This window comes from Planococcus ruber (assembly GCF_022819085.1).
Taxonomy (GTDB): domain Bacteria; phylum Bacillota; class Bacilli; order Bacillales_A; family Planococcaceae; genus Planococcus; species Planococcus ruber.
Genome location: NZ_JALHAG010000011.1, coordinates 203,008 through 226,927, shown reverse-complemented (window position 1 = coordinate 226,927; position 23,920 = coordinate 203,008). Strand labels below are relative to the sequence as shown.

24 protein-coding genes are annotated in these 23,920 nt (G+C 45.8%); 18 read left to right on the top strand and 6 right to left on the bottom strand.

Annotation, left to right across the window (positions count from 1 at the left end; genetic code table 11):
• The first annotated feature begins 198 nt into the window (after nucleotides 1–198).
• From glgB to MTR82_RS13850, 7 genes are all read left to right on the top strand, one after another.
• Nucleotides 199–2,082, top strand: coding sequence for a 1,4-alpha-glucan branching protein GlgB (glgB, locus tag MTR82_RS13880; protein WP_246809520.1), 1,884 nt, complete (start codon nucleotides 199–201; stop codon nucleotides 2,080–2,082).
• Entirely contained in the window at nucleotides 2,072–3,220 is a 1,149-nt protein-coding gene (locus tag MTR82_RS13875) for a glucose-1-phosphate adenylyltransferase (RefSeq protein ID WP_246809519.1), read from the top strand. The genes glgB and MTR82_RS13875 overlap by 11 nt, the downstream gene beginning before the upstream one ends.
• The gene (locus MTR82_RS13870; protein WP_246809518.1) at nucleotides 3,217–4,242 is read left to right on the top strand and encodes a GlgC family sugar phosphate nucleotidyltransferase; all 1,026 of its coding nucleotides are present in this window, start codon (nucleotides 3,217–3,219) and stop codon (nucleotides 4,240–4,242) included. The genes MTR82_RS13875 and MTR82_RS13870 overlap by 4 nt, the downstream gene beginning before the upstream one ends.
• Entirely contained in the window at nucleotides 4,239–5,681 is a 1,443-nt protein-coding gene (gene glgA, locus MTR82_RS13865) for a glycogen synthase GlgA (protein WP_246809517.1), read from the top strand. The genes MTR82_RS13870 and glgA overlap by 4 nt, the downstream gene beginning before the upstream one ends.
• 38 nt (nucleotides 5,682–5,719) lie before the next feature.
• Nucleotides 5,720–6,529: an SDR family oxidoreductase gene (locus MTR82_RS13860; protein ID WP_052653508.1), complete on the top strand. Its 810-nt coding sequence runs from the start codon at nucleotides 5,720–5,722 to the stop codon at nucleotides 6,527–6,529.
• 154 nt (nucleotides 6,530–6,683) lie between these two features.
• Nucleotides 6,684–7,766: an MBL fold metallo-hydrolase gene (locus MTR82_RS13855; protein ID WP_246809516.1), complete on the top strand. Its 1,083-nt coding sequence runs from the start codon at nucleotides 6,684–6,686 to the stop codon at nucleotides 7,764–7,766.
• Between the two features lie 4 nt (nucleotides 7,767–7,770).
• A complete protein-coding gene (locus MTR82_RS13850) occupies nucleotides 7,771–8,031 on the top strand; it encodes a DUF3006 domain-containing protein (RefSeq protein WP_052653504.1) in 261 nt (86 codons plus the stop codon).
• Between the two features lie 50 nt (nucleotides 8,032–8,081).
• Here MTR82_RS13850 and MTR82_RS13845 read toward each other — a convergent pair whose 3' ends face one another.
• The 4 genes from MTR82_RS13845 to MTR82_RS13830 all read right to left on the bottom strand — a co-directional run bounded on the left by MTR82_RS13845 (nucleotide 8,082) and on the right by MTR82_RS13830 (nucleotide 11,336).
• Nucleotides 8,082–8,381 carry a DUF3219 family protein gene (locus tag MTR82_RS13845; RefSeq protein WP_110925671.1) on the bottom strand — a complete coding sequence of 100 codons (300 nt, stop codon included), beginning with the start codon at nucleotides 8,379–8,381 and terminating at the stop codon, nucleotides 8,082–8,084.
• Between the two features lie 13 nt (nucleotides 8,382–8,394).
• Entirely contained in the window at nucleotides 8,395–9,567 is a 1,173-nt protein-coding gene (locus MTR82_RS13840) for an acyl-CoA dehydrogenase family protein (protein WP_246809515.1), read from the bottom strand.
• Between the two features lie 91 nt (nucleotides 9,568–9,658).
• A complete protein-coding gene (locus MTR82_RS13835) occupies nucleotides 9,659–10,723 on the bottom strand; it encodes a YkvI family membrane protein (protein ID WP_246809514.1) in 1,065 nt (354 codons plus the stop codon).
• A gap of 286 nt (nucleotides 10,724–11,009) precedes the next feature.
• Nucleotides 11,010–11,336, bottom strand: coding sequence for a YflT domain-containing protein (locus MTR82_RS13830; RefSeq protein WP_052653499.1), 327 nt, complete (start codon nucleotides 11,334–11,336; stop codon nucleotides 11,010–11,012).
• Nucleotides 11,337–11,456: 120 nt separating this feature from the next.
• On the opposite strand from MTR82_RS13830, the gene MTR82_RS13825 reads away from it, so the two are divergent.
• The 6 genes from MTR82_RS13825 to MTR82_RS13800 all read left to right on the top strand — a co-directional run bounded on the left by MTR82_RS13825 (nucleotide 11,457) and on the right by MTR82_RS13800 (nucleotide 16,917).
• Nucleotides 11,457–12,191 (top strand): MBL fold metallo-hydrolase, encoded by a 735-nt coding sequence (locus MTR82_RS13825; RefSeq protein ID WP_246809513.1) that lies wholly within the window; start codon nucleotides 11,457–11,459, stop codon nucleotides 12,189–12,191.
• A 143-nt stretch (nucleotides 12,192–12,334) separates the two neighbouring features.
• Nucleotides 12,335–13,306 carry a cation diffusion facilitator family transporter gene (locus MTR82_RS13820; RefSeq protein ID WP_246809512.1) on the top strand — a complete coding sequence of 324 codons (972 nt, stop codon included), beginning with the start codon at nucleotides 12,335–12,337 and terminating at the stop codon, nucleotides 13,304–13,306.
• An 86-nt stretch (nucleotides 13,307–13,392) separates the two neighbouring features.
• Nucleotides 13,393–14,400, top strand: coding sequence for an LLM class flavin-dependent oxidoreductase (locus MTR82_RS13815; RefSeq protein WP_246809511.1), 1,008 nt, complete (start codon nucleotides 13,393–13,395; stop codon nucleotides 14,398–14,400).
• 17 nt (nucleotides 14,401–14,417) lie between these two features.
• Nucleotides 14,418–15,056, top strand: a complete 639-nt coding sequence (locus tag MTR82_RS13810) for an NAD(P)-dependent oxidoreductase (RefSeq protein WP_052653489.1) — start codon at nucleotides 14,418–14,420, stop codon at nucleotides 15,054–15,056.
• Nucleotides 15,057–15,249: 193 nt separating this feature from the next.
• Nucleotides 15,250–15,519, top strand: coding sequence for a hypothetical protein (locus MTR82_RS13805; RefSeq protein WP_052653487.1), 270 nt, complete (start codon nucleotides 15,250–15,252; stop codon nucleotides 15,517–15,519).
• Between the two features lie 93 nt (nucleotides 15,520–15,612).
• Nucleotides 15,613–16,917, top strand: coding sequence for a purine/pyrimidine permease (locus MTR82_RS13800; protein WP_246809510.1), 1,305 nt, complete (start codon nucleotides 15,613–15,615; stop codon nucleotides 16,915–16,917).
• Nucleotides 16,918–17,136: 219 nt separating this feature from the next.
• Here the strand turns inward: MTR82_RS13800 and pepF are convergent, their stop codons facing one another.
• Nucleotides 17,137–18,951, bottom strand: coding sequence for an oligoendopeptidase F (pepF, locus tag MTR82_RS13795; protein WP_246809509.1), 1,815 nt, complete (start codon nucleotides 18,949–18,951; stop codon nucleotides 17,137–17,139).
• 695 nt (nucleotides 18,952–19,646) lie between these two features.
• Between pepF and MTR82_RS13790 the strand changes: the two genes are divergently transcribed.
• From MTR82_RS13790 to MTR82_RS13775, 4 genes are all read left to right on the top strand, one after another.
• The gene (locus MTR82_RS13790; RefSeq protein ID WP_246809508.1) at nucleotides 19,647–20,126 is read left to right on the top strand and encodes a PaaI family thioesterase; all 480 of its coding nucleotides are present in this window, start codon (nucleotides 19,647–19,649) and stop codon (nucleotides 20,124–20,126) included.
• A gap of 277 nt (nucleotides 20,127–20,403) precedes the next feature.
• On the top strand, nucleotides 20,404–21,462 hold the full coding sequence (locus MTR82_RS13785) for an LLM class flavin-dependent oxidoreductase (RefSeq protein ID WP_052653483.1): 1,059 nt from the start codon (nucleotides 20,404–20,406) through the stop codon (nucleotides 21,460–21,462).
• Nucleotides 21,463–21,473: 11 nt separating this feature from the next.
• Nucleotides 21,474–22,424, top strand: coding sequence for an ATP-grasp domain-containing protein (locus MTR82_RS13780; RefSeq protein ID WP_052653481.1), 951 nt, complete (start codon nucleotides 21,474–21,476; stop codon nucleotides 22,422–22,424).
• A 110-nt stretch (nucleotides 22,425–22,534) separates the two neighbouring features.
• Complete coding sequence (locus MTR82_RS13775) at nucleotides 22,535–22,717, top strand: hypothetical protein (RefSeq protein WP_052653479.1); 183 nt, start codon at nucleotides 22,535–22,537, stop codon at nucleotides 22,715–22,717.
• Between the two features lie 28 nt (nucleotides 22,718–22,745).
• On the opposite strand, the gene MTR82_RS13770 is transcribed toward MTR82_RS13775, so the two are convergent.
• A complete protein-coding gene (locus MTR82_RS13770) occupies nucleotides 22,746–23,048 on the bottom strand; it encodes a hypothetical protein (protein ID WP_246809507.1) in 303 nt (100 codons plus the stop codon).
• A gap of 132 nt (nucleotides 23,049–23,180) precedes the next feature.
• Between MTR82_RS13770 and MTR82_RS13765 the strand changes: the two genes are divergently transcribed.
• Nucleotides 23,181–23,861: a hypothetical protein gene (locus tag MTR82_RS13765; RefSeq protein WP_052653475.1), complete on the top strand. Its 681-nt coding sequence runs from the start codon at nucleotides 23,181–23,183 to the stop codon at nucleotides 23,859–23,861.
• Nucleotides 23,862–23,920 lie beyond the last annotated feature (59 nt).

The following is a 23,920-nucleotide window of genomic DNA, read 5'->3' as shown; positions in this document are numbered from 1 at the left end:
TAGAAATTCTCGCTGTAAACAAGTCCTGAAGCTTTCAAATATGTGTAGATACTGAAAACTCCTGAGTCTTTTGAGCTTTTCGGCCGCTTATTTTCACTGTTTTTCAATTATTCCGATTTTTTACAAGGGTTTTACATTCAGCGTGTAGAATAAAGTTAATTGGGCAAGGGAAAGAATGACGATTTGGAGGTGCTTCTTGTGAACGATGATAAGACTTCTCTGAATGAGAAGGAAGCGGCAAATTTCCATAATGGGCAAATGTACGATGCTTATCGATATTTCGGTCCGCATCTTCAGGACGGAGAAACCCGATTTACTCTTTGGGCACCGGATATAGCCCAAGTAGCTGTCATCGGTACTATGGGTGAGCAAGAACCGGAGCGGTTTGAAATGAAGCCGTTGCCGTTTGATCCAAGTATTTGGGAAGTCCGGATTCCACGGAATCTTGCTGGATTTATATACGAATATGAAATTGAAACCATGGAGGGGAAGCGGATCCGAAAATCCGATCCCTATGCACGGGCCAGCGAAATGAGGCCAGGCACTTGTTCAATCGTCCCAGCTGATTCTGTATTTACGTGGAGCGAAGAAATTTTGCTGCAAAAACAGCTGCTCTTCCAAAATCATTTTGAAAAGCCTTTAGCGATTTATGAATTGCATATGGGAACGTGGAAGAGGGCGCCGGATGGTTCTTTTTTGACTTACCGGGAAATCGCCGAAGAATTGATTCCGTATGTTAAAAAGCACGGGTTTACTCATATTGAAATCTTGCCGATCACCGAACATCCTTTAGATGAATCGTGGGGTTACCAAACGACGGGATATTTTTCTCCGACAAGCAGGTACGGTACGTCTGAGGACCTAAAATATTTCAGCAATGAATGCGCGAAAAATGGCTTAGGCCTTTTTTTAGACTGGGTGCCTGGCCATTTTTGCCAGGATCTCCATGGATTGGTTTTATTCAACGGGGCACCGCTCTATGAAGACCGCCGGAAGGAAAGGCGAAAAAATCCAGAGTGGGGAACCATGAACTTTGACATCAATAGAGGGGAAGTGGTCAGCTTTCTCCTGTCGAGCGCACATTACTGGCTGCATGAATTCAAATTCGATGGGTTCCGGATGGATGCCTTGATGAAATTATTGTTTGTTCCGAATGACCCGAGGCGTGTCCACAATGAAGAAGGCGCTGAGTTTTTGAGGAAATTGACCGCGAGCATCAAGCAGCAGCATCCCGATTCCATCTTAATCGCAGAAGATGCGTGGCATTATCCAAATGTCACCGGCAAAACCGAAGATGGGGGAATCGGCTTCGATTATAAATGGAATTTTGGCTGGATGCACGACGTCTTAAGCTATATGGAGACGCCTCCAAAAGAACGGCCTGAAAAGCATCAAAAATTGAATTTCTCCCTTATGTATTATTACGATGAACGCTATGTGTCGATATTTTCCCATGATGAAGTGGTCCATGGGCAAAAATCGCTGTTGAATAAATTGCCGGGAAACAAGGAAGAGAAATTCCATCAACTGCGCTTGCTTCTAGCTTTCTGGATGACCCACCCTGGAAAAAAACTTCTATTCATGGGCCAGGAATTCGGGCATGACGACGAATGGGAATTCCAGCCGGAGCTGGACTGGTTTTTGCTAGATCAGCCCTCCCACCGCCAAATGGACGCCTTCACGAAGGAACTTTTGGCTTTTTATAAAAAGGAGAAGGCACTATTTGAGTTGGACAATGACCGGGCGGGTTTTGAATGGCTGGACCCCGATAATCATGAACAAAGCGTTCTTGCTTTTATCAGGAGAGGGAGAGCCGCGGAAGACGAATGCATCGTCGTCGGGAATTTTTCAAACAGAGATTACAGTGGATTTGAGGTAGGTGTTCCGCAGCCGGCTTTATATGAACGCGTATTTTCCACGGCATCGCCTTTGTATGGTGGACGGGGGACTGAAAAAGGGGAAGCGGCTGCTAGAAATGTTCCAGTCGATGGCCAGAGCCAGTCGATTGCGATTGAATTGCGGGCTTTTGCCATGGAAATATGGAAGAAAAAATCGGATGGGAGTGAAAATTATGAAGAATAAAGTGGTGGCTATGTTACTCGCTGGAGGACAAGGAAGCCGTTTGAAATCCTTGACCTACAATATCGCTAAACCTGCGATTCCGTTCGGCGGAAAATACCGGATCATCGATTTTCCGCTATCGAACTGCATGAATTCTGAAATTCATACAGTCGGCGTCTTAACGCAATATCAGCCTCACGTGCTCCATAATTACATCGGACAAGGAATTCCGTGGGATTTGGATAGAAGAAGCGGTGGTGTCACGATGCTTACTCCTTATACAGAGATGGGCGGGCTCAAATGGTACGACGGAACGGCGAATGCGATCTACCAAAACATGCACTATCTCGTGGAACAAGATCCCGAATACGTACTGATCCTATCAGGGGACCATATTTACAAGATGAATTATCAAACCATGCTTGAATTCCATAAAGAACAAAATGCGGATGTCACGATTTCGGTTATCGAAGTGCCGTGGAAAGACACCCACCGCTTTGGCATCATGAACACCGACGACAAGCTGAACGTAAAGGAATTTGTTGAAAAACCCGAAAACGCAGAAAGCAATTTGGCTTCGATGGGGGTCTACATCTTTAATTGGCAAAAACTTAAAAAGTATTTGCAGCTGGATAATGAAAACGAGAATTCTTCACATGATTTTGGAAAGAACATCATCCCGCTTATGCTGGAAAACAACGAAAAGATGGTCGCTTATCCGTACAAAGGCTACTGGAAAGACGTCGGGACCGTAGATAGCCTATGGGAAGCCAATATGGATTTGCTGGATGAAACGTCGGGCCTGAACTTGCATGATCCCGGATGGCGGATTTTCTCTTCTAATCCGCAGCTGCCGCCGCAGTTTATCGGCGAACATGGCACCGTCCAGGATTCTTTGGTCAATGAAGGCTGTGTTATTGAAGGAGAAATTGAAAAATCGGTCATTTTCCAGGATGTCCAGGTGGATGAAGGTGCGTCGCTCAAAGAATGCGTTGTCATGAGTGGCGTGAAAATTGGGCAAGGTGCCCAGCTTCAGCGTGTCATTATTCCGCCGGGGCTGTCGATTCCAGAAAACTATCAGATTCCGGATCAAAAAGAAGAAATTGTTTTGTTGACGGAAGAGGTTTTACAGAACTGGAGAAGAGGTGAAGGTCAATGAGATTAATGGCAGTTATTGATGCATCTGTAAGGATGTCAGGCCTGGAAGATTTGACGATGTACCGTTCCACGGCATCAATTCCTTTTTCTGGGCGTTACCGGCTCATCGATTTCGCCTTGTCGAACGTGGTGAATTCGAATATCAACCTCGTCGGCGTTTTTCCGGCTTATCCCTTTGTTTCTTTGCTGGACCATATTGGAGTAGGAAAAAGCTGGGACTTGAATCGCCGGAAAGATGGCTTGTTCTTCCTTCCAGGTTCCCAGAAAGTGGGCAATTACGTAAGCGTCGGCGCCTTCTCCATGTTAGGTGAACATCGTTCGTTTTTTGTAAAAAGCAGACAGGAACATGTGGTAATCACCAATTGCTTTACTGTGGCGCAATTGGATTTTGAAGAAATGCTGGATGTTCATCTAACTTCCGGCAAGGATATTACCGAAGCCATTTGCGAAGATGGCACCCATTTGAAGAGCTATATCCTTTCCAAAAAATTGCTGCTGGAATTGATGGAAAGCTATGAAGAAAAGAAAGTCATCAGCATTGAAGATGTAGTAAACCGCAAAAAAGCGCCGTATACATTCAATACGTACACGCATGACGGGTTTGTTGCAGTGATTGATTCAACTGAAAATTATTTCAGGTCAGCAATGTCATTATTGGAAGCAGGGCAAAGAGAAAAGCTGTATCTAAAAGACCGCCCCATTTATACGAAAGTGAAAGATGAGCCCCCGACTAAGCATTTAAAGGGTTCGCAAGTAAGCCAAGCATTAATCGGAAATGGCTGTACGATTGCTGGAAGTGTAAAGAAAAGCATTATTAGCCGAGCCGTTTCCATTCAAGAAGGCGCCCGGTTGGAAAATTGCATCATTATGCAAAAGAGTAAAATTGGAAAAAATTGCGAATTAACTTGCGTAATTGCCGACAAAGATGTGGAGATAGATGACGGAGTTGTATTAAAAGGGACTTGGCAGCAACCCATTGTTCTCCGCAAAGGTGAGCGGGTGACAAAGGAGGATGTTCAATGAGAATTGCGATGGCTGCAGCGGAATGCGCTCCTTTCGTAAAAACAGGCGGACTCGCTGACGTAATGGGTGCTTTGCCAAAAGCGCTTGCAGAACTGGGCCATGAAGTAATGGTGATTTTGCCGAAATATACATTGATTTCTGCCGAATATGAAAAAGCGTTTCAATTTAAAGGAGATCTGGAAGTGCCTTTTAAAGGGCAAAGAGAAGCCCATTCCATTTTTGAATATCGGATGAACGGCGTCCAATTCGTCTTTGTGGAAAATGACGCTTATTATGCACGCGACCAAATCTATAGCCAAGCAGATGATGCCGAACGCTTTGCCTTTTTCAGCCGTGCCGTATTGGCGGTGTTGGAAGCGGAAACCGAGGCATTGGATGTTTTGCATGTCCATGACTGGCATACGGCCATGCTTCCGTTTCTGTTAAAAGAAGACGAGCAGTATGCTGCGCTTCGTCCAAAGACAAAAACGGTCTTGACCATCCATAACCTTCAATTCCAAGGCTATTATTCCAAAGAAACAGCCATGGAAGAATTCGAGTTGGCAGCGCGTTATTTTGAAGAGGGCCTGATCGAATGGCGCGGCAACTTCAACATGCTGAAAACAGGGATTCTATATGCCGATCAAGTAACGACCGTCAGTCCGTCTTACCGTGATGAAATTCTAACGGAGTCTTATGGAGAGAACCTTCAAACGCTCCTTCAAAAGAGGGCGGAAGACTTAGTCGGAATCTTGAATGGAGTCGATACCGTCTCATACAACCCGGCAGCAGATTTGATGATCGAAATGCCGTATGACCAGACGACAATGGAAAGGAAAGCGGTCAATAAACGTGCCGTCCAGCTCCGCTTTCATTTGCCGGAGCAAGGTGACATTCCGCTCCTGACCATGGTTTCCAGGCTGGCAGGCCAAAAAGGGATCGATGTTTTGGAAGAGACGTTGCCGAAACTATTGAAAACTCAAGACGTACAATTTGTGCTGCTCGGCTCAGGCGAAGCGAAATACGAGCAGTTTTTCCGGCAGCTGGCTGAAGAGCATCCGGAAAAAATAGCGGTCCACATAGGGTTTGACGAAGAGCTCGCCCATCTGCTTTATGCAGGCGCCGACATTTTCTTGATGCCTTCCCATTTTGAGCCATGTGGATTGAGCCAATTGGTTTCCATGATTTACGGCACGGTTCCGGTAGCGAATAAAACCGGGGGCTTAAAAGACACGGTGGTGGAGTACGATGAAGTGCTGCGCTCAGGAAACGGCTTTTTAAGTGATTTTGAGGAGCAGCAAAGTTTTGAAGATGCTTTGAAACGGGCATTGAACATGTACCATCATGCCGAACATTGGGAAATCATTAAACGAAATGGCATGGAAGGGGATTATAGCTGGAGCCGTTCCGCTGAGGAATACAGCCGGTTATATGAAAAGCTTAGCAATAAACAAGAGTAGAAAAAGCTTAGAGGATGAAAGTGAGGAGGAGGGAACGAATGGCAGATATGGATTTCAATAATACGGATTTAAAGGACTATAAAGCGAGTGGCGCTCTCGAAGGCAAAGTGGCCATTATTACAGGTGCAAACAGCGGGATTGGCCGCGCTGTAGCCATTGCCTACGTGAAAGAAGGCGCTAAAGTGGTGATCGGCTATCTCGATGATGAAGAAGCGACAGCCGAAACCCTGGAAGTCATCAAAAGCTATGGAGGAGAAGCGAAAGCGTTGAGCGGAGATCTTGGAAAGTCGGAAAACTGCGACAAACTGGTCCAATTCGCGCTCGAATCATTCGGCCAAATTGACATTCTCGTAAATAATGCGGGCTATCAATATCCACAGACTTCTCCGACCGATATTACAGATGAACAGCTATTGAAGACGTTTGAAATTAAAGCCTTTGCGATGTTCTATTTGGTCAGAGCCGCCCGTCCCCATTTAAAAGACGGTGCCCGGATCATCAATACGGCTTCGATCAATGCATACCGGGGCCATTCGGATCTCATTGACTATTCCGGAGCGAATGGAGCGATGGTTTCCATGACGCGTGCGCTTGCCCGCCGCTTCGTCCGTGAAGGAATTGCAGTGAATGGAATTGCACCTGGTCCGGTGTGGACGCCATTGATCACGAAGACTTTTGGTGATCTCAACCCTGATGTTGGGGAAGACTTCGGCAAGGATGTGCCAGCAGGGCGCCCAGCCCAGCCATATGAATTGGTGAAGGCTTTTGTCTTTCTGGCAGACCCGCAAAATTCGTACATGACGGGACAATTCCTCCATATGAACGGCGGAGACTTCATGTCCACTTGATTTGGCCACTTCCAAAAGGCTGCAAGGGAATTTCTTTGCAGCCTTTTGCTTTGGGCACTTTTAGAAGCCTCTGGCATTTTTGCTTTCACCCACTGATAGAGAAAGCCCATCAGAGGGTATGGTAAAATGCCACGACGAAAAGAGGAGAAGAATCTTGAAAAAATACATTTTGATTTTATTAGTTGCAGTTGCAAACGTCGGCATTTTCGCTTTCCAATGGTTCCAGCAGCAGAAAGAAAACGGTGAAGGCGGGAATTCTGCAGCTGTTGAAGGGGAGCTTGCCGTTCATTTTATTGACGTCGGCCAAGCAGATGCCACTTTGCTGGAATTTGGGGATTATGCCATTCTGATTGATGCAGGCGATTGGAACAGTACGGATGCCATCGATTATTTAACAGAGCAGCAGCTGGAGAAAATCGATATTGCCATTGGCACGCATCCCGACTCGGATCACATTGGACAATTGGGTTCCATCATCGAGCAGTTTGACGTGGGTGAAGTATGGATGTCTGGGAACGAAAGCACATCCAATACATTCCTCAGCACGTTAGAAGCGATTGATGAAACGGGCACGGATTATTACGAACCGCGCAGTGGCGAAGTTTTCGATGTCGGCCCGGTTGAATTGGAAGTTCTCTATCCGGAAGAAATCACCGGCAAGGCCAACGAAGAATCGATTTCTTTAAAAGTGACATTTGGAGATGTCCGTTTGATCTTCACCGGTGATGCCGGTGTCAAAGAAGAGCAGAAGATGATAGAAAGCGGCGCTGACTTGGATGCAGAAATTCTCCACCTTGGCCATCATGGGTCGAATACATCGACGAGCCGCGATTTTTTGAAAGCTGTATCTCCCAAAGTCGCCATTTACAGTGCGGGCATTGACAACTCCTATGGACATCCGCATGCCGAAGTCATTGCTTCTGTGGAAAACGAAGGCGCTGACGTCTACGGCACGGATGTAAACGGGACGATTGTGCTCCGGACAGACGGAAACAGCTACGAAATCGAAACAGAAAAAGAAGGAATCGCGGTCGAAGGGAAGAATCGCTGCATCGACCTGAATCGGGCTTCTTCAGCCGAACTGCAGGAAATCGAAGGCATCGGTCCCGCTTTCGCTGAAGATATCGTTAAAAGCCGTCCTTTTGCTTCGCTTGAAGAGCTCAAAGAAATCAAAGGCATTGGGCAAGGGAAATTAGATGATATAAAAGCCCAAGGCCTCGCTTGTGTAGGGGAGTGATTGAATGAAAGGGATGCTGAACCGGATTGAAGACGGATGGGCGGTCATTCTGATAGAGGAAGAACAAAAGGAACTCCTTCTCCCTCTCAGCCAGTTGCCGGAAGGTAGCCGCGTGAATTCATGGTTTGATATTGAACTGGAAGGAGAAGATCTTTGCTCCATTTCCTTGGATGAGGAAAGTCGGGCGGCAAAAGAACAGGAAGCGCGGGACTTAAGAAGAAAATTGAGAAGAAGGAGCCGAGGCAGCCGCTTTAAAAGAAAATAGGGAATCAAAAAAGGGGCCGCGGCTTATAGCTGTGGCTCCCTTTTTGATTTCTATGCTTTCTCCGTCAATTCCAAATGGTAGTCCGCTACTTCGTTTGGGTTGTAAAGATTTGTCGTATCGGTTGAATAGTTCGAGATGGCAGCTTGAAAGTCCAAGTTTTTTTCCGGAACTTGAACACGGAATTCCATGCCGTACAATAACACGGCAATGTCGTGGTAATCTTCGCTCGTCACGTTGAAATCGATGATGATTTTTTGCAGCGTTTTTTTAGAAACGCTGTCGGCCACATGTTCTTCCATAAAATGAAAAGCCTCGATCACTGTTTCGTTAAGGTGCACTTGAATTGTCAATTGGCTTCACTCCTTATTTATTGGCTGGATTTTCGTGTTTTTCCTGTGAGATAGATTGGATGGCTTGGTTTGCCAGTTGTGCTTTGACCATGTCTTCCATTGGCGGATTGTACAGGCCGGCCCGGATATTCAAGTAATGGCGATGCATCGGGTTGGCTTCTGAAAGTGCTCTTGAACCGACAATTTTCATCGCCTTATCGACGATGCCCATGGCCGCCTGTGTGACAGCGATTTTCGTTACGTTCAAAGCTTCATCCATCGCTGCTCTATCGCTTGCTTGAAGATAGCGTTCAACGGTTCCGTATAATAAGTGGCGGGCAGTCGTTAGCTCCAATTCCATTTCTCCGATGAGCTGGCGGATGTTCGGCGTTTCTGAAATCGGTTTTCCGAGGGAAGCCGGTTCATAGGAAACGGCGAATTCAATCGCCTGCGTGCGGGCGGCAGCAGCCATTCCGATATAACAAGCGGGAATGTGGAGCAGCCATCCTTTTCCAGCGGCTTTGGCGCCGCTCGGTTTCAAGATGAAAGAAGAAGGAATCCTCACGTCTCTCATCACTAACGTATGGCTCGCTGTGCCTCTCATGGCTAGCATATCCCAAGTTTCATCGATTGAAACGCCTTCTGTTTTGCGCGGAATAATAAAAGTTTCAATCTGTTCCTCATCCACAGTAGCCGTCACGAAAATGAAATCCAATACAGGGGCCATGGAAGTATAGGTTTTTTCGCCGTTGATTACCCACTCATCGCCGTCTTTAACAGCAAAGGTCCGTGGAAGTGCACCGCGCGCCGGGCTTCCCGCATTGTTCTCAGTGGCCGCTGTATTAATCAAAGCACCTTTTCGGATTTCTTCTGTAAGCCATGCGGCACTGTCCTGATGCCAATGCCGGTTTTCAGCGTATTCCAAAATGATTCCGGCATGCCATCCGATAGAAAGCCCGGTAGCTCCGGAAGCTTGAGAAATCGCTTCTTGCGCCAGTATGTACTCATAGAGGCCGAAGCCTTGCCCGCCCATCTCTTTCGGAAGCGTAAGGGTATGATAGCCGAGCTGCTTCAATTCATTTATATTCTCATAAGGAAAAGATCCAATAGCATCCAGCTCCGGTTCGCGCTTTTGAAACGCAGGAGCCAATGCATGAATTTGGTTTATCAGTTCTTGCTGTTGAGGTGTTTTAATAAAAGTATCCATAAAAAAAGTTCTCCTTCCGGAATGCTCTATTTAAACCATAACATGAAAAGCCGCCAAAGCAGTTGATGGATGCTTTTGCGGCTTCGATACGCTATTTGGTTGGAGCTGTCTGGACTTTCGGTTTATTAAAATCGGCATAGACCAGTGCCGCTACCAGGAAGAACCCAAGATAGCCGACGATCGGGTAGAACTCGTTGACAAGTTTAGTGAATCCGACAAAGCTCAAGATAAAGGAAACAACCCCAACGATAACAACAAATCCTTTGAATTTCGGTGTGCCCGATGGAACAAAGCGGGCTGCAAAGGCATAGATCATGCTGACGGCGGTATTGTAAATCATGCCGAACAAAATGATCGACATAAATACGCCTAAAGTAGGTGAGATGTCATTGGCAATTTGAAGCATCGGCATATCAGCATCGCCCACACTTTCGATTTTTGAAAAAATCGCTAAATGGCTGAGAATAATCAAAATCCCCAAGCCCAATCCACCAAATAATCCGCCGCGTGCAGCGATTTTTTCATCTTTTTCGGTGCTGCCCATGACGATGGACATCGAAGCACCTACTGCAATGTTAAAGGATGCATAATTCAATCCGGCCAAGAACCAGTTGGAAACAGCCGAAAGTTTTTCATTTGCAATTGGATCTAATGCTGCAAAAGATGAATCGCCGGTAGCCAAGCTGTAGATGGCCAAAATGACGACCATCAACATGAGAAAAGGCGTAATGCTGCCGATGATTGAAATGACTTTTTCGACATTCAGCATGATGGTCAAAACGACCAGGACGATCATTAGCGTGCTGCCAAGAACCGCTGGAAGGCCGAATTGCTGTGAAAAAATCGAACCGGCTCCAGCTACCATCACAACGCCAACGCCAAACAAAGTTAAAATAATTATGTAGTCCACGATTCTTCCCAATATTTTTCCGCTGATTCCGTAGATGACTTCTTTATGTGAAGGTTGCTGCATCCGGCTTCCGAGCCTTGTTAAATTCATTCCCAAATAAGCAAATAAAGCAGTCGAGATAAGGGCTGCAAAAATTCCCATCATCCCAAAACTTGTAAAATATTGCAGAATCTCTTGTCCAGAAGCAAAACCTGCCCCGACAATGATGCCGATAAAAGCGCTTCCCATTTTCAAACTCTTCTTCATAAATTTCCCCCTTGAGGCTTTTCTCCTGCAGGAAAGCGTTTACTTGCCTGTAGTTAGAAAATTAACCTTTTTCAAATATAGCAAATAGTAATGGATGGCACAATGGACAAGATGATACATAACCTGGAATATGCCAATATTACTAACCATATCAAGAGAATTTTGAAAATAAAGAAAAAACAAAGGAGAATAATATAATTTATCAGAAGTTTAAAGTTATAGTGAAATACAAAAAATGGCACAAAGACAGAAAAAACCCTCTTGCTTTTCAGCAAGAGGGAGGGGCTTAATTGTTCTTATTGGCGATGATGACGAGTTTGCCTTTATCCAGTTCTTCTTCGAATTCAGCGGCTTCCTGTTCGGTTGTTCCGGCAGCTGCAATTTTGGCGCGAAGTTCATCCCCGCGAGAAACGGTCATGTTTTTCATGCTGTCCAGGAATCCTTGCTCCTTCATGCCCACGCTTTCGGTGTCCAGTGCAGAAGAAATATCTTTTTCGCGCTTTTTGTCGTGTGCAAAGATATAAATGTCATCATGCGAATATCCTTGCGCTTGTAATTTTTCAATTTCTGCTTTTGCTTGTACGGCGTTTTCTACTGTTAGTTTTACTGTCAAAGTAATCCCTCCAATGTTTTAACTGCTCCCTTTTTATATACCCTGAGCGAATCTCTTTAAACAAACATAGGACAATGGCTGCGTTATAATAGGAAAAAATAGTTTGGGAGGAATTCTTTTATGAAAATCACAACTATAGGGATTTGGGGAGGCTATCCCAATAAAAATGAGGCCACTTCATCATTCCTGATCGAAGAGGAAGGATTTCGCTGCTTGGTGGACTGCGGAAGCGGTGTTCTGGCCGCAGTACAAAACTACACCGAATTGAAAGATCTGGATGCGGCCATCATCAGCCACTATCACCCAGACCATATTGCGGATATTAGCGTTTTGCAGCACGCAGCAATGGTCGGCATGCAACTCAAAGAATGGCAAACTCCATTCCCGATTTATGCCCATAACCGGGATCCGGAAATGTTTGCAGCGCTTTCCTATAAAGGCGTGACGGAAGGAAAGGTAATCGAAGCAAATCAGCCTCTTCAGCTCGGGCCGTTTGAAGTCGCGTTTTGCGAAACCATTCATCCGGTTTATTGTTTGGCGATGAAATTTACGTCAAACGGAAAGTCTGTAGTCTTTACGGCGGATACCGAATGGAAAGACGACCTGATCGAGTTTTCGCGCGGAGCCGATTTGCTTGTATGTGAATCGAATTTATACGAAAAATATCGGGGCATCATCAAAGGGCATTTGAGCGGAAGACAAGCAGGCGAACTGGCTGAACGGGCTGGGGCCAAGCAATTGAGGCTCACTCATCTGCCGCAATACGGCGAATTAGGCGAAATTCTTGAAGCAGCACGCTCCAGTTTTAGCGGAGATACAGAATTTGCAGAAATAGGAGCAGTTTACGAGATTTAACGCAGCTTTAGAAAAGCAGAGCTCAGGAAAAATTGAGAGCCCTCTTTTTCATGGGTTTCTACCGCACCGGTGCAGGGAATAAAATAGAAAAGCTTTCTGAGTTTACATAAAAGTTGCGAGGCCCAGAAGAATGGAGGATTTTTATGAAAGAATTTTTTGGATTGCTTAAGGGAGGGAACAAGTCCGCTTTTTGGGCTGCCATTGTCAATACGATGGTCGCGGTCATTAAGACAATCGCTTACCTCATTACAGGAAATGTCGCGATGTTCGCCGAAATGATGCACAGTTTTGGGGATGCGGCGAACCAATTATTCGTCTTTGTCGGCTCGGCATTGAGCAAAAAAGCGCCTACCGAAAAATTTCCGGGCGGTTTTGGGCGCTTAGTCAATTTAGTGCTGCTAGGTGCAGTGCTGATTGTCGGCGTACTGGCCTATGAAACCATTATCGAAGGAATCCATCATATTTCGGATGCCGTCCATACAGAAGATTGGTTCTGGTTGAACATCGGCGTCCTCGGTGCGTCTGCTCTGTTAGAAGCTTTCGTGCTCAATAAAGCCATGAAAGAAATAACCGAGCACCTTCCGAAAGAACAGACACGCGGATTAAAATATATCCCGCTCAGCTACAAAAACGTAAAAGGGGCTAAACCTGCGACCAAACTCGTTTTCCTGGAAGATAATGTAGCGGTAGGAGGAGCGGTGCTGGCTCTGGCGGCTATTGTCATTTCCACGTATACGCCGTTCCATAGCGCGACCGGCTATGCTTCGGTCATTATCGGTGTCCTGCTCATCCTTGTAGTGGGGCGGGTCTTCCTCGACAATGCGGCAGGCGCGCTTGGTGTAGCGGATGTGAAAATGCAGGCCCGGATCGGCGCAAAAGTTCTGCAGCATCCTCAAGTTGCAGACATTCAGGATTTGGACGTCATAAAAGAAGGCGACCATTTCCACGTGGAGTTGAAACTGGAAGTGGACCCGGGCATGACGATTGCCGAAGCGGATGATTTGCGGGATTACATTGAGAAGCGGATTCGGGACGGCGTCCAGGGAGTAACGGATGTCATTATCGAATTTGACGAAGACGATAAAATCCCTACATGGATGAACACGACTGAATGATTCTAAGGCCATAAGCAGATAGCTTGTCTTCGAGATATTTTGGTTTTATGGTTAATGAACATCTCCTCTTGAAAGGAAGTCATTAAATGAATCAAAATATAAACCCGGTGCCCGTATCCGTTTTGGATCTGGTCGCCATTTCAGAAGGACAGACAGCAAAAGAGGCATTGGCTGATATGGTCAGCTTGGCGCAGCATGTTGAAAAATTGGACTACAAACGCTTTTGGTTGTCTGAACACCACAATTCACCGACTTTAGCCAGTTCAGCTACGTCCATCTTAATTTCAAAAGTGCTCGATAATACAAACACGATTGAAGTAGGGTCTGGCGGTGTTATGCTGCCGAACCATACTCCGCTTGTCGTTGCTGAACAATTTGGAACACTGGAAACGATGTATCCTGGCCGAGTGAATTTGGGGCTTGGGCGCGCACCGGGAACGGATATGCAAACAGCGCATGCACTGCGCCGGACAACGCAAGAAACAGCTTATGCTTTTCCACAAGATGTCGTAGAACTGCAAAATTATTTGAAGCCGATTGAACACCAAGGACTGGTGCATGCTTACCCTGGTGTGGGCACCGAAGTTCCGATTTTTATCCTGGGTTCAAGTACATCCAGTGCGCAGTTAGCCGCAAGACTCGGCTTGCCGTATGTATTTGCTGCTCATTTTGCACCTCAGCAATTGGAGCAGGCGCTGCAAATTTACCGAACCCAGTTTCAGCCGTCCGATTATCTGGCCCAACCATACGTCATGGTTTGTGTGAATGTCGTGGCTGCAGAAACGACGGAGGAAGCTCAAAAACTTTCGACTTCGAGCCACATGTTTTATTTGAATGTTGTAAGAGGTACGAAAAATCTGCTTCAGCCGCCGGTCGATTCAATGGATGGCAAATGGAGCTTGTATGAGGAAACGATGGCTAAAAATATGTCGCGCTACACATTCCTTGGCGACCGCGAAGCCGTCGCGGGCCAATTAAGGAAGTTTATGGGCGATATGCAGATTGATGAATTGATGGCTGTGTCCTATATTTATGAGCAAGAAAAAAGAAAGCGTTCGTTTGAAATTTTAAAAGACGCGATGGATCAAATCTAAAAAAAGAGGTGCTTTAGATGAAAATCGGAATTATTGGAGCAAGCGGAAAAGCAGGCGGAGTCATTATGAAAGAAGCGCTTTCCAGAGGTCATGAAATTACGGCTATTGTGCGGGATGCTTCAAAAATTGAAGAGGAAAACGTACAGATCTTGGAAAAAGATGTTTTCAGTTTAACTGCAGAAGACCTAAAGCTGTTTGATGTTGTCGTAAATGCTTTTGGTGTACCGCCGGAAAAAGCGGAGCAGCATGTGGAAGCAGGGCGAAACCTGATCCAAGCGCTGCAAGAAGCGCCTGGTACGAGATTAATTGTAGTCGGAGGAGCAGGCAGCCTGTTTGTGGATGAGGCCCGAACGACCCGCCTGATTGAAACGCCGGAATTCCCGGATGCTTTTAAAGCGATCGCGTCTAACCAGGCGCAGAACCTGGCAGATCTTGAAGCATCGGAAGGCATCGAATGGACTTTCCTAAGCCCTGCTGCTTTTTTTGATGCGGAAGGCAGACGGACCGGAAGCTACAAGATAGGCGAAGATAGCATCACGGTGAATACAAGAGGAAAAAGCTATGTCAGCTATCCTGATTATGCCATTGCATTAGTGGATGAAATTGAAAATCCGCGCCATTTCAATAAACGCTTTACAGTTGTATCGGAAAAATAGTTTTTACATTCGCAATGCCTTAATCATGCTCGGCGGCAGAAAAAGGAACGCTTCCCGGTTCTGCCGCTTTTCAGCGTTTGTTGCGGAGATTGTTAAGAGTTTGCCACGAAATGTTCACCTTCGGTAATTTATTGAAAAAAGCTATCCTGTATAATGAAGGGAAACTTAACTATCAAAGGCGGGAAATAAACAAATGGAATTCTTATACTTTCCTGAAGATAAATCGGAATACATTCCTGGGATTATCTCAGTTGTCGTTATTTTTATTTTGTCACTGTTGATCATGTGGCTTTTGATCCGTGCGTCTCGGAAGCAAGTAAAGCAACTGCAGGATAAAGGCTATCCGGTTGTCTATAAAGGGCCGTTGGATGAAGAACATCGGACCGATGAGCAAAAGAAAAATATGGAATCGCAAAAAGAAGCGGATCCTAAAGAAACTTCTAGAAAAGACAGAGAGTCCTGAAAATTTCAGGGCTCTTTGTTTTTTCTCCGAACGCCTTTAAAAGCAAAAGGGTATACTAACAAGATAAAGAGTTAGAAAAGACGGGGGCGGGAAATGGTGAAAACTTTGTTTGGAGGCATTCAGTGGGCTATTTTTTTATTGGCTTCTTCGATTGCTGCTCCCATTGCCATCGCCAATGTTTTTGGGATGAACAGTGGAGATACAGCCTTATTTGTCCAAAGGACAATTTTTGTGCTTGGCATCGCGTGTTTAGTACAGGTGCTGATCGGGCACCGGATGCCGATTAATGAAGGGCCGGCGGGGCTCTGGTGGGGAATCTTCATCGTTTATGCAGGGATGGTCGGTGTTATGTATGAAACGATGGAAGAATCGCTGCAAGCCCTTCAAAGCGGCCTGCTCTATAGCGGTGTTTTGTTCATCGTATTTACTTACACTGGATTAGTAGGGAAGATGAGAGCGCTGTTTACGCCGACGATTACGTTCATCTATTTATTGCTGCTTGTCCTGCAATTAAGCGAATCGATTATCGGCGGCTTAGTGGGAATAGCGGGTGAAGGCGATGCCGTGGATCCGGTCGTCGTTATAGGAGGCGCAGCCGTCGTTATCGTGACGTTTTTATTCATGGGGCACAAAACTCCTTGGGTCAACCGTTATTCAGTCTTGCTGGCGATTGCGGGGGGGTGGCTGTTATTTGTGCTGCTTGGCAAGGCGGATGCGATTGCTGGTACTTCGGAATCATTGCTCGCATTGCCGGAACTTCTCGTATTCGGCCCCCTCGTTTGGGATAGCGGCATGTTCGTTACGGCGCTGTTTTTAACTTTTCTATTGGTAGCGAATATGATGGCTTCAATGCGGGTCATGGAAGTGCTTTTAAAAAATACGTTTTCGATTGAAGCCCAGGATCGGGTCAAGCAAGCGTCCGTCGCTTCCGGGATCAACCACATTTTTGCGGGGCTGTTTTCAGCCATCGGGCCCGTGCCAATTTCCGGTGCAGCCGGCTTTGTCAGTGCGACACGAAATCCTTCTTTAAAACCATTCGTTATGGGCGGCGTGGTAGTCTTAGCCATCAGCTTTTTTCCAAGCTTGATGGCACTGCTTGCGGCATTGCCGGCGCCAGTCGCTTATGCCGTAATTTTTGCGATATTCACAAAAATGGTGGAAATGGCTTTTATGGAATTGAGAGAAGAAGCGGATTATCAGCAGGCTTATAAAGTATCCGCTTTCGGATTGATGATTGGGGTCGGCATAATGTTTCTTCCGCCCGAGAGCATGGCACAGCTGCCAGCTATTCTCGCCGCTACCTTTTCCAATGGATTGATTACCGGAACACTGGCGGCGATTCTGATCGAACGCTATTTCATCTGGAAAAAAGCACGGAAAAAAACGGAAGCAGCTTAAAAGCCGCTTCCGTTTTCAATATGCTGAAAAATAAAAATAGAAAAAGTTTTGTTTGGAAACCCGATATTCCCCAAAGCCGCTGTGCTTGCCTAAAATCCGTGCTCCTGCATCGCTGCGCTAGCTTCGTCGCCAAGGTTTGCTCCATATCGTTAGAAGTGCCCCAGTCCAAAGCGCCGAAGCGCGGATTGAGGAAGCAGAAGCTCTCATCCAACTAGGTTTTTATTGTTTCACTTCAATTTCTTTTGTCAGTGTGACGAGTTCGTCGATCAATTCACCGATATATGCGATAGTATCACGCAGCGGTTCTTCCGTCGTGATGTCGACGCCTGCCATCTGTGCCAGTTCCACCGGAGTTTTGGTGCCTCCGGCTTTCAACACGTCCAGCCATTCATCGACAGCCGTTTGCCCCTCATTTAAAATCCGTTTGGACACTTGCGTCGAAATGGTCAAGCCGGCACTATAAGTATACGGATATAAGCCCATATAATAATGCGGTTGGCGCATCCACGTCAGTTCAGCGCCAGGCGTGATTTCTACAGCATCTCCCCAGAACTCTTCCAGTACACCGCGCTTCAGCTCATTTAAAATTCCGGCATTGACGCTTTGGCCGGCATCAATGCGTTCATAGACTTTCCGCTGGTAGGCCGCTTCAAGCAAATGGGTGACAAAGTTATGGTAATACGTTCTCGCAACAATGGAAGAAATCACCCAGCGCTTAAATTTTGGATCTTCCGAGTTTTTCAGCAGGTGGTTGGCCACAAGCATTTCGTTCATCGTTGAAGGGGCTTCGATGAAGTACAGGGAAGGGCGGGCGTTAAAGACGTTCTGTTCCCGGTTGGCATTATAGAAATGCCCGGCATGGCCAAGCTCATGCGCCAACACGAAAACTTCGTTCATGCGGCCGGTCCAGGAAATCAAAATGTAAGGGTGATTTCCATAAGGACTCGAACAGAAAGCGCCCGTTGATTTGCCTTTATTCTGTGCGAAATCGATCCAGCGCTCTGAATAGGAACGTTCCACCATGTCTAAATAATCTTCGCCCATGATGCCGAGCGCATCGTTGATGTATTTCTTGGATTCTTCTACAGTGATTTCCGGTTCGTACGTAGGATCCAAAGAAATCTTCAAATCCGCAAAAGTCATTTTTTCCAAACCGTGGACTTCCTGCAGCAATTTGGCATATTTGCGCATATGCGGCGCCAATTCTTGTGTGATCAAGTCGATTTGGCGGTTATAAAGCGTACGGTCCACTTCCTGGTTGAACAATAAATAATCAAAAACGGAATCGTAGCCCCGCAGGTCCGATGTGGTCTTTTCCATTTGCAGCTGCATATCGTACGTTTTAGCTGTCGTGTGCTGGTAATCTTTCAGCTTTTCAGAAAAAGCGTCAAATGCAGCGCGGCGGATTTCGGCATCCGGCTCGGCTTCCCAGTCCCCTTCAAATGACACATAACTCAATGGATAGCTCTTTCCGTTCACTTCAAAATCTTCAAACGACATATCCACCATTTTGGTCGTATTGTAAAGGCCGTATGGAGCGTTGAACGTAGCGGAATAGGCAGCCAAGGTTTTTTCAGCTTCCGGATGCAATTGGTATTCCTTTTTGCGGAGCAGCTTTTCCAGATACACACGAAACTCGTTGGATTCTTTCATTGCTGCTTCCAATGTTTCTTCCGGAAGCGCCAAAAGTTCACTGCTGACAAAGGATAGCTTGCTTCCGATTTTTGCAGAAACCGAACCGAACTTGCTGGAAAGCATCTGGGCTTCCGAATCGGTCTGGTCCGTGCTTAACGTGAGGCTTGCGTATGTACTGACAGGAACCAACTTTTCAATGAGACCCATATAAGCTGTCAACGATTCAAGGACAGACGCGGAATCGCTGATTTTTCCGTGAAACTGGCTATGGAAATCGGAAGCCTCTTTTTCCAATGAAACCAAGGCTTCATTAAATTCTTCATGCGAAGCAAATAAACTCTGTAAATCCCATGTTTCTTGTACGGGCACTTCTGAACGAAGCGGTAAACTCTTAACCATTTAATCTCTCCTCTTTATTACGGTTATCGAACTAAATACTAGTATAAAGGGACGCCGCTAAAATGTAAAAATAATTTATTGAATTTATTAAAATTTTCTTATAAATAGGTTTAGATAAAAAAAGTGGTGGAATATAAGTAGTACAAGGCGGAATAACGTAGGGAAAAGCGTATAAACGAAGTAAGTTTATGAACGCATCCAGACGATGACTTGCACAGCCTTGGCGGAAAATTTTGCAATACTGACGACCGTTACTCTTGTCAGGGACCGATAGTACCAATGGTTTCTCTCCAGAAAGTAAGTCAAGAATCAGTAAGATGTAAGTTTTTTGTGGAAGTGCATCTAAACGTCTAACTGCAGAAACACAATTTCGCTGAGAGGTAGATGCGAAGCAAAAGCCTAAATGGCAAATGACAGTTAGCGCAACAAATTGCATTGGCGAGAGTTTTCAAATTCGTCAGAGCATCAACAAGTTGTAGAAAGAATCGAATAAGAAATTTTCCGCGTGCGAACCCTCGTTTTTTAGAGGGAAGGTAATAAGGGAAAGCATGATCTGATGAAAAGGATCATGCTTTTTCTTTTTGTTTTTTATAAAAGTTCATAAAATGAACGTCTAAATGTCAGAACACTCAATTTACTTTATGTTAAGATAGTAAAAATAACTAAAATTACGCAGTTGGGAAAGAGGGATTGGCATGGCAGAAAAGATAGAGCACGCTATTCAAGATGAATACGCAGAGGATTTTGCTTGGTGCTACGGATGCGGCCGCCTGAATCAAGAAGGGCATCAATTCCGGACAGGGTGGCAGGGCGAAGAAACGGTGACGGTTTACACCCCTAAACCTGAGCACACAGCAATTCCTGGATTTGTTTACGGCGGATTGATCGCTTCACTAGTGGATTGCCACGGAACGGGATCCGCTTCTTTGGCGCTGCACCGAAAAAACGGCTTTGCACCGGGAAGCGGGGAAGCGCCGCCGCGTTTTGTCACCGCTTCTTTACATGTTGATTATAAGAAACCGACGCCGCAAGGAAAAACCTTAAAAGCGGTTGGCCGAATTGAAGAAATCCACCCGAAAAAATTTAAAATCCTAGTCGATGTATTTGCCGAAGAAGAATTAGTTGCCACCGGAGAAGTCCAAGCGGTGGTCATGCCGGCTTCCTTTGCCAAATAATTGATGAAGGGGTATTTGTTATGCGGGAGATGGAACCGCCGCGCAATGATCTGATTGGAGAAATATTAAAAGAATACGAAAATACGGATAGAAAACTTAAAAAAAGCGAGAAGTCACTGGGAATAGATTACTCTATTCCTTTATCGCTTTAGCACGATAAAATTTAATAACCTAGTATACTAGTAAGAATACGTGGTTTTGTTGTATACTAAAAGCGTTATTTGATTGTTTGAAAATTTTGCACTTGACTATAAACGTAAAGGGAAGTGAACGGGCGATGAAATATGGTTTCTGGATGCCGATATTTGGCGGTTGGCTGCGCAATGTGGAAGATGAAAACATGCCGGCGACTTTTGATTATGCAAAGCAAGTAGCGCAATCAGCGGAGCAATGGGGCTACGACACCACATTGATTGCTGAGTTGAATTTGAATGATATCAAAGGGATGGAAGCTGATTCTTTAGAAGCTTGGTCAACAGCGGCAGCACTGGCAGCCGTGACGGACAAGCTGGAAATCATGACGGCAATTCGCCCTGCTTTCCATAACCCTGCTGTAACTGCGAAGATGGCGGCTAATATAGACCGGATTTCCAATGGCCGGTTCACTTTGAATGTAGTATCTGCCTGGTGGGCAGAAGAAGCACGCCAATACGGCGGAGAATTTACAGAGCACGATGAGCGTTATGACCGTACAGATGAGTTCCTGAAAATTGTCAAAGGGATGTGGACGGAAGAAACTTTCTCTTTCAAAGGGAAGTATTACGATATCCAAAATGCACATCTTGCTCCGAAACCTGTCCAGCGTCCGAATCCCATTTTATACGCTGGCGGAGAAAGTCCGCGCGGCAAGCAATCGATCGTGGAGTCATGCGATGCTTACGTCATGCATGGCGGGACAGTAGAAGAAATTGAAACAAAAATTGCCGGCATGAAAAAATTGCGGGAAGAAGCAGGTAAAGAACCTTTGAAATCTTTCGGCATGGCAGCCTATATCATCTGCCGCGATACAGAGGAAGAAGTAGCTGCTGAATATGCGCGCATCACAGATGTGAAAGATGCGAAAGGCTACGTGGGCTACGATGACTTTGTCAGCAAATCAAAATTGGAGCAAGAAGTGAAGCTTCAAGATTATTCCGTTTCGAACCGCGGCTTGCGTCCGAATTTGATTGGAACGCCGGAACAAATTGCAGATCGCATTCTTGCTTATGAGCAGGTAGGATTGGATCTCTTATTGCTTCAATTCTCTCCGCAATTGGAAGAAATGGAGCGCTTCTCGAAAAAAGTAATGCCAATCGTCGAGGAAAAGCGTAAAGCACTGGCAGCAACGACTTACTAGGAGGAAACGACATGACTGAAAAAATATACGTAATACATGAAAACGAAGAGTGGACCACGCATTTATTCAAACGTTTAGATGAACTGGGCCTTCCTTACGAAGATTGGTTTATCAATGAAAGCCTCGTTGATTTGAACGATACGCCGCCGGAAGGCGTCTTCTACAGCCGAATGAGTGCATCATCCCATACCCGCGGACATCGTTTCGCACCGGAAATGGCGGATTCCCTGCTTGTCTGGCTGGAGAACCACGGACGCAAAGTGTTCAATGGCAGCCAGGCGCTAAGCTTGGAAGTCAGCAAAGTGAAACAATACATGGCGCTTAATGCGGCTGGCATCCGTACGCCTAAAACCATTGCGGCGAACGGCAAAGAACAGATTTTAGCCGCTGCAGAAAAAATGGGTGTTTCTTCTTTCATCACGAAACATAACCGTGCCGGGAAAGGCCTTGGCGTAAGATTGTTCCATTCGATGGAAGCTTTGAACGAATACGTAAATGGCGCGGAATTCGAACCATCCATTGATGGCATTACGCTAATTCAGGAGTATATCCAAGCGCCTGAACCGTTCATCACGCGCTGTGAATTTGTCGGCGGCAAGTTCGTTTATGCAGTGCAAGTGGACACTTCAGAAGGATTTGAATTATGCCCGGCAGATGCTTGCCGAATCGACGATTTGTTCTGTCCGGTAGGAGAAGAAGTCGAAGAAAAGCCGAAATTCCAAGTGGTGGAAGGGTTCAACGATCCGATTATCGCTAAATATGAGGCGTTCCTAGCCCAAAACAATATCAATGTCGCGGGCATCGAATTTATCCGCAACGCAGCAGGCGACATTTTCACTTACGATGTGAATACCAATACGAATTATAATTCAGACGCAGAAGCGGCTGCCGGCAAATACGGCATGCTGGAGCTGGCGAAGTTTTTAGAGCGCGAATTAAAAGGCGTGAAAGAGACCGTTTGATGAACGGAGAAGCGGGCATCATTGTTGATGTCCGCTTTTTTGCGTTTAATGAAGGCGCACGGAGGGAAAACGGGTAAAGAAAGCTTGAGGAGACGAAAGGAAGAGAAATCATGGAAGAAAAACGGGAAGACGAGGTATTGGCCGAAGAAGGTGCAGAAGAAGAAGTGGAAGAACCGGTCAAGGAAAAGGATTTTGACGGCATCTACAGCAATATTGCCTCAAACCGGTATGAAAATCTGCGGACTAGCCATATCGAGAACAAAGCGAAGCAACTTCGGAAACAGAGAAAATAAAAGATCAAGTGCCTAAGCGCTCGATCTTTTATTTTTTGGGCAGCCGTTCTATTTCTTCTGCCACTGCAAATGCGAGGTCGTCATTTCCGAACAGCTGCAGAACTTCCAACATCGTGGCATGGCTAATTTCAAGATCAGCTGTTTCGGCATTGGCTTCTTCGATGGCGGTTTGAAGCGCCGCATTTTTTTCTTGATAAGGGTAGGCTTTTTGGTAAACAGCCATCGGGTCAAGTTGGTGGTTCATGCACCATTGCACGAATAGTTGGATCATCATCTGCTCATCTTGCTGGTATTTCTTGATGATCCATTCCTCACGGTTTTCGTTTTCCATATCGGCACTTCCTTTTTCATTGTTGTTCCCGTTATACCACAGGAAGCTGGACAAATCGAGTGAATGCATAGACTTCTGCTATAGTTTCCTCTAGAATGAACCCCATAGCATGATAGTATCGGAGGGCGAAAAATGAAATTATTACAAGTACGAAAAGGGCAATTGGTTTATTACAACAACGAACTGCACAAGGTGTATTCGGTTAAACCATTAGCGAAAAAATCCGTGCTGATGTTCCGGCTGAAAGACATGGAGCAAGTAGCGTGCAAAGCGGAAGAGGCGACATTCTACAAACCGAAACATATGGATTCGTTCCTGTTTTTAGGGTCAAAGTATACGCTTCGGGAAGATGTTAACGCTGAAGAAGGCGGCTATATCTTCATTGTGAAACCGGATCCGGACTATATGGACCATTACTCATTGAACGAATTTGAAAAAGTTGAATCTGTTGAAGGCAAAAACGTGATTACGACGCGCCAAAACACCGTGAAGGCCCGTGAATTCTTCGTCATGGTTCCGGGTGAAGAGCCGGGAAGCACGGACATCAGCTATTTCGATCCATCAAAAGTGACGGAAAGCCAAAAAGAAGAAGACGCCCAATTGGAAGAAAAATTGCGTGAACAAAACGCGATCAAACCTTCTATTGGCGATGTCTATTTGAATTTGGATAATGGAGCGATTGCCATGGTCGTGGCAATTGAACATGAAGTGGTGACATTGGGGACAGGAGAAAAAATCACATTCCATGCGCTTTTCAAAGCGGACAACTGGAATTACCTATACTCGATCAATTCAACGTCAAGTGAACTTTAAGCATGCAAACAGGCCGGCAAAGAAAATTTCTTTGCCGGCCTGTTTTTTATGCTTCCATT